Annotated in this window: 4 protein-coding genes and 2 pseudogenes; 2 read left to right on the top strand and 4 right to left on the bottom strand. The window is 69.1% G+C overall.

Annotated features, from left to right (window positions below):
- A pseudogene (locus VGZ32_RS25290) lies at positions 1-193 on the top strand (4-aminobutyrate--2-oxoglutarate transaminase); the annotation flags it as partial.
- 183 nt (positions 194-376) lie between these two features.
- Complete coding sequence (locus VGZ32_RS25285; RefSeq protein WP_326888694.1) at positions 377-1228, top strand: phosphatase PAP2 family protein; 852 nt, start codon at positions 377-379, stop codon at positions 1226-1228.
- A gap of 843 nt (positions 1229-2071) precedes the next feature.
- Here VGZ32_RS25285 and VGZ32_RS25280 read toward each other — a convergent pair.
- The 4 genes and pseudogenes from VGZ32_RS25280 to VGZ32_RS25265 all read right to left on the bottom strand — a co-directional run.
- Positions 2072-2506, bottom strand: a complete 435-nt coding sequence (locus tag VGZ32_RS25280; protein ID WP_326888693.1) for a type II toxin-antitoxin system VapC family toxin — start codon at positions 2504-2506, stop codon at positions 2072-2074.
- The gene (locus VGZ32_RS25275; protein ID WP_326888692.1) at positions 2503-2745 is read right to left on the bottom strand and encodes a CopG family transcriptional regulator; all 243 of its coding nucleotides are present in this window, start codon (positions 2743-2745) and stop codon (positions 2503-2505) included. Before VGZ32_RS25275 ends, VGZ32_RS25280 begins: the two co-directional genes overlap by 4 nt.
- Positions 2746-2819: 74 nt before the next feature.
- Entirely contained in the window at positions 2820-4337 is a 1518-nt protein-coding gene (locus VGZ32_RS25270; protein WP_326888691.1) for a CoA-acylating methylmalonate-semialdehyde dehydrogenase, read from the bottom strand.
- Positions 4338-4471: 134 nt separating this feature from the next.
- Positions 4472-4747 (bottom strand): annotated as a pseudogene (locus tag VGZ32_RS25265) (FAD-dependent oxidoreductase); the annotation flags it as partial.

Raw genomic sequence — 4747 nt, 5'->3', positions numbered from 1 at the left:
ACCGGGTACCAAGAACCCAGCTCCGGCCATCGCCTCGAAGGTCGCCGCAGCCTGCCACACCGCCGGACTCGTGGTACTGACCTGCGGAACCTACGGCAACGTGCTGCGATTCTTGCCCCCGCTGGTGATCGGCGACGACCTCCTGAACGAGGGCCTCGACATCGTCGAGCAGGCCTTCGACAGCCTCGGCTGACCTCTCGGCCGCCCATCCGTCACTGAATCGCGGGGAGCGGCTCCACCGGTGCGGCGGTGGAGCCGCCACAAAACCGCGGCTCTGCGCGGCCCGCCTCCGCACAAGCGCGCAGGACTTCCTCGAACCGGTCGACGAGGACTTGGCGTGCCGCCCGCGCCTCCGCGAGCGCGTACCCTCGAAGTGATGATCGACCAGGAAGACCAGCCCAGAACGGATCCGCCGCGCCCCGGCGGCCCGGCCGCAGCGGACCCCCCGAGGTCCGGCGGCTCGCTTCGGCTGCACGCGCTCAGATCCGGCCGCCCGCTGCGGCTGGACGCGCTCGCGTGGTGGACGTGGCCGCTCGCCGGGCTCGTCTGCTTCGTCCTGCTCCTGTGGCAGGTCGCCTCGCACGGCCCGGTGACCGGGGTCGACATCCGCGTGCGCGACCACATCCTGGCCTGGTCCGGAACACCTGCGCTGAGCTGGCTGGCCACGTTCGGGCGTGGCATGGCCGATCTCGGCAACCCGCCCGTCGCAATCCCAGTGCTACCAATCGTGGCACTGGTGGCCGCCCGGCGAGCACGCTCGCTGCTCCCCCTCACGATCGCCGCGGGCGCCGGAATCGCGCTGGCCACGGTCATCCCGCTGAAGATCTGGATCGCCCGGCCCGGCCCGGGCACCGTCGTGCTCGGCGACGCGAGCTTCGGCTACTTCCCGTCCGGCCACACCGCCGACGCAATGCTCTGCTACGGCACGTCGGCGCTGATCCTCTGCGTCGCATTTCCCACAGCCGAAGTCATCCGCAGGGCAAGTATCACCATCGCGTCCGCGCTTATCCTCTTCACCGCGTTCGGACTGCTGTGGTCCGACTACCACTGGCTGTCGGACATCCTCGGATCGTTCTGCTGGTGCGGGGCCGCGCTCGTGCTCCTACACCGGTTTGGGACCGTCGCCCGGTCCCGCTCCGTCTCTACCGCCAGCGCCAGCGGCACGCACGCGCCGATGCCGCAGGACGCCGGGGACAAAGCCCATCACGAGCCCCAGCATCATCACTAGCCCGGCAAGCAGGAGCGCAACCCCACCGCCATCGCCCGATGCCGCCGCCTTAACCGCTGCGACGGGCGCCTGGCTGTGGCTCGGGGCGAGCAAAACCAGGTCGGACGGACTCGGCGAGGCGGAGGCCGACGGACTCGGCGACGCGGACGGGCTGGCCGAAGCGCTGGGCGAGGCGGAACGACTCGGCGTCCGCGAAGGCGACGGAGAAGCGGACGGGCTCGCGGGTGCAAAGTCGAGGGAAATTGGAGTGTCCGAACCAACGCCGCCGCAGAAGAAGCTGCCGACCTGCAAGTCGCTCGAATAAGCGCCGGCCTGGTCATTCGACGTGAAGGTGATGGCGAACTCGAGGGTGTGGGTCGACCCCCCGCCCAGATCCCCAAGCTCCCCCGGGTCCGCGGTCCACGTCCCGGAGCCGTCCGGCGACAAGGTGCCGGACTGCCAGCCGCCGCCGTCCAGTTGCCAGGCGTAAGAAGGCGGATTCGAGGCCGACCCGCGCACGGCACCGAGCGAATACTCGAAGAAAACGCCGCGCAGCCCAACGTTCCGGTTGACGTGCAACGTCGCGCTCTCAACAGCCTGCTGGCCCACAGCGTGCACGGTCGGCTGCGACCCGGCGGTAACAGTCAGCGCGCCGCGAAAGCACCCGGAGTACGTCTGCTCGTCGTGCCCCGCCTGAGCGCCGCACATCGCCAAGCAGCCCGCCACCACCGGCGCCAGCGCTCTCCCGAAGGTCACGGCCCGCACCTTTCCAGCCGTCGCCCGAACGTCTGGTGGAACAAGACGTGGAATCCGGGGCCGCGGTTGCCGCCTGCGCGGTATCGCCGACTCGCCCCGCCCCGCCGGTCACAAGTCAGCGGGCAGGATCCGAAACGCCGTCAATCCCGGTGTAAGCGGCTCAATGGCCCGATAATCGCGCTGATCCAGAGTGAAGACGCTGTCCGTCTTGTAGCGATGCGCGAGAACGACACCCACTGCGTCCGCGAGGTCGAGACGAAGCGCCTCATACTTGCTCCGCACTGACTGAGCCGCTACCAGATCGGCATTCCTAAGTTCCGCGAGACGGTATCGACCGTCCCCGATGCGGTCGGCCAGCGCGTCCACGACCTGCATAGCCGCCGCGAAACCCAGATCGCGGTGCACGAGATGGTCGAGTTCCGTGATGACGAGCGGCGAGATCGCGAGCGTCTCCCGCTCCATGACCGCCGTCGCCCGAGCGTGTTCCGGTTGATCGGCGTCGAACGCCGCGAACAGCGCCGATGTGTCCGCGACGATGATCAACGGCGTGCCGCCCGCTCTTTGACGTGCTCGTAGATTTCGTCATCCATCTCATCGACGCTCCGTGCTCGGCCGCTGTGAAACACCGGAAGCGGTCGGCTCGATTTGGGCCGCGGCGACGTATCGAGCCACGAGGCGATCGCACGGCGGATCAACTCGGCCTTGCTTATCCCGGTAGCCGCCGACTCCGCATCCAACCGAAGTTCGAGCTCTTCCGGAAGGTACACGGTTGTCTTCATCATGCCTTATATGGTACCACCCATCACTGAAAGCTGTCGGCCCAGCGCGCTGAGTGCGTGCTGGGCCGACTGTCGTCCTACACGTTCTGGGGGAAGCCGAGGTTGACGCCGCCGTGGGACGGGTCAAGCCAGCGCTGGGTGACCGCCTTGGTGCGGGTGAAGAAGTGCACCCCCTGCGGGCCGTAGGCGTGCGAGTCGCCGAAGAGGGACGCCTTCCAGCCGCCGAAGGAGTAGTAGGCGACCGGCACCGGGATCGGGACGTTGATGCCGACCATGCCGACCTCGACCTCGTTGCGGAACTTGGCCGCCGCGCCGCCGTCGTTGGTGAAGATGGCGGTGCCGTTGCCGTACGGGTTGGTGTTGATCAGCTCGAGCGCGTCGTCGTAGGTGTGCGCGCGGACGACCGAGAGGACGGGACCGAAGATCTCGTCGGTGTAGATCGACATCTCCGGGGTCACGTGGTCGAACAGGGTCGGGCCGAGCCAGAACCCGTTCGCGGTGTCGACGCCGGTCTGCGCCTCGCCGTCGATCGGGTGCTCGCGGCCGTCGACGACGAGGGTGGCCCCGGCGGATAGGCCGGCGTCGACGTAGGAGGTCACCTTGTCCCGGTGCGCGCCGGTGACCAGGGGGCCCATCTCCGAGGTCTGGGCGCAGCCGGGGCCGACCCGCAGCTTGGCCATCCGATCGGTGATCTTGGCGATCAGTTCGTCGCCCACCGGGTCCACCGCGACCAGCACGGACACGGCCATGCAGCGCTCGCCGGCCGAGCCGAACCCGGCGGAGACCGCGGCGTCGGCGGCCAGGTCCAGGTCCGCGTCCGGCAGCACGACCATGTGGTTCTTCGCTCCGCCGAGCGCCTGGACCCGCTTTCCGTAGCGGGTGCCGTTCTCGTAGACGTAGCGGGCGATCGGGGTCGAGCCGACGAAGGAGACCGCCTTCACGTCGGGGTGCTCCAGCAGCCGGTCGACCGCGACCTTGTCGCCGTGCACGACGTTGAACACGCCGTCCGGCAGCCCGGCCTCCTGCCAGAGCGCGGCCAGCCAGTTCGCCGACGACGGGTCCTTCTCGCTGGGCTTGACGACCACCGTGTTGCCGGTCGCGATCGCGAGCGGGAAGAACCACATCGGGACCATCGCCGGGAAGTTGAACGGGGAGATGATCGCGACCGGGCCGAGCGGCTGCTGCAGCTCGTAGACCTCGACGCTGGTGGAGGCGGAGTCGGTGAAGCCACCCTTGAGCAGGTGCGGGATGCCGCAGGCGAACTCGACCACCTCGAGGCCGCGGGCGACCTCGCCGAGCGCGTCGGAGTGCACCTTGCCGTGCTCGGCGGTGATGATCGAGGCCAGCTCGTCCCGGCGGCCGTTCAGCAGCTCCCGGAAGTTGAAGAGGATCTGCACCCGCCTGGCCAGCGAGGTCGCACGCCAGGCCGGGAACGCCGCCGCTGCGGCCGCCACCGCGTCGTCCACCTCGCGCACGGAGGCGAAGTCGACGGCCCCGCTCACCGCGCCGGTCGCCGGGTCGTGGATGTCGCCGCGCCGGTCGGCGACGCCGGTCCACTCCGCGCCGCCGATCCAATGTGTGACGTGCTTGCTCACCGGGTTCGCCCCTTAAGTCGCGCCGTGGTTCGTTATAACTTCGAGTCTGCTGGCGGCGGCGGAGGCCCTCAATTGCCACTGTGTCGGAGCGAGGCGCTTTTGCCTTACATGGCAACGCGGCGGAGTCGGTCGAGTCAGCTGTCGAAGCCGAGGCCTAAGCGGTCGAGGGTGCGAAGCCACAGATTGCGATGGCCGTCGTCGCGGTCGGCGCGGTCGAGTGACCACCGGGTCAGGTTCACCCCGATGGACCTCACCGGTTCGGGCGGGAACGGCAGCGGCCGGGAGCGGACGAGTTCGAGCTCGGTCAGTTCGGTGGGCTCGCCGACGAGCAGGTCGAGCATGACGTTCGCGCCGAAGCGGGTCGCCCCGACGCCGAGTCCGGTGTACCCCGCGGCGTATGCGACCCGGCC

Origin of the sequence: Actinocrinis sp. (assembly GCF_035938995.1) — a bacterium.
Lineage (GTDB): Bacteria > Actinomycetota > Actinomycetes > Streptomycetales > Catenulisporaceae > DASZGI01.
Note: the sequence above shows the minus strand (reverse complement) of the source record. Positions and strands in the feature narration are given on the sequence as shown.

What these genes read in the sequence shown, in the direction of transcription:
- VGZ32_RS25285 (WP_326888694.1), top strand. Translation starts at nt 377, where the DNA reads ATGATCGACCAGGAAGACCAGCCCAGAACGGATCCGCCGCGCCCCGGC.
- VGZ32_RS25275 (WP_326888692.1), bottom strand. Translation starts at nt 2,745, where the DNA reads ATGATGAAGACAACCGTGTACCTTCCGGAAGAGCTCGAACTTCGGTTG.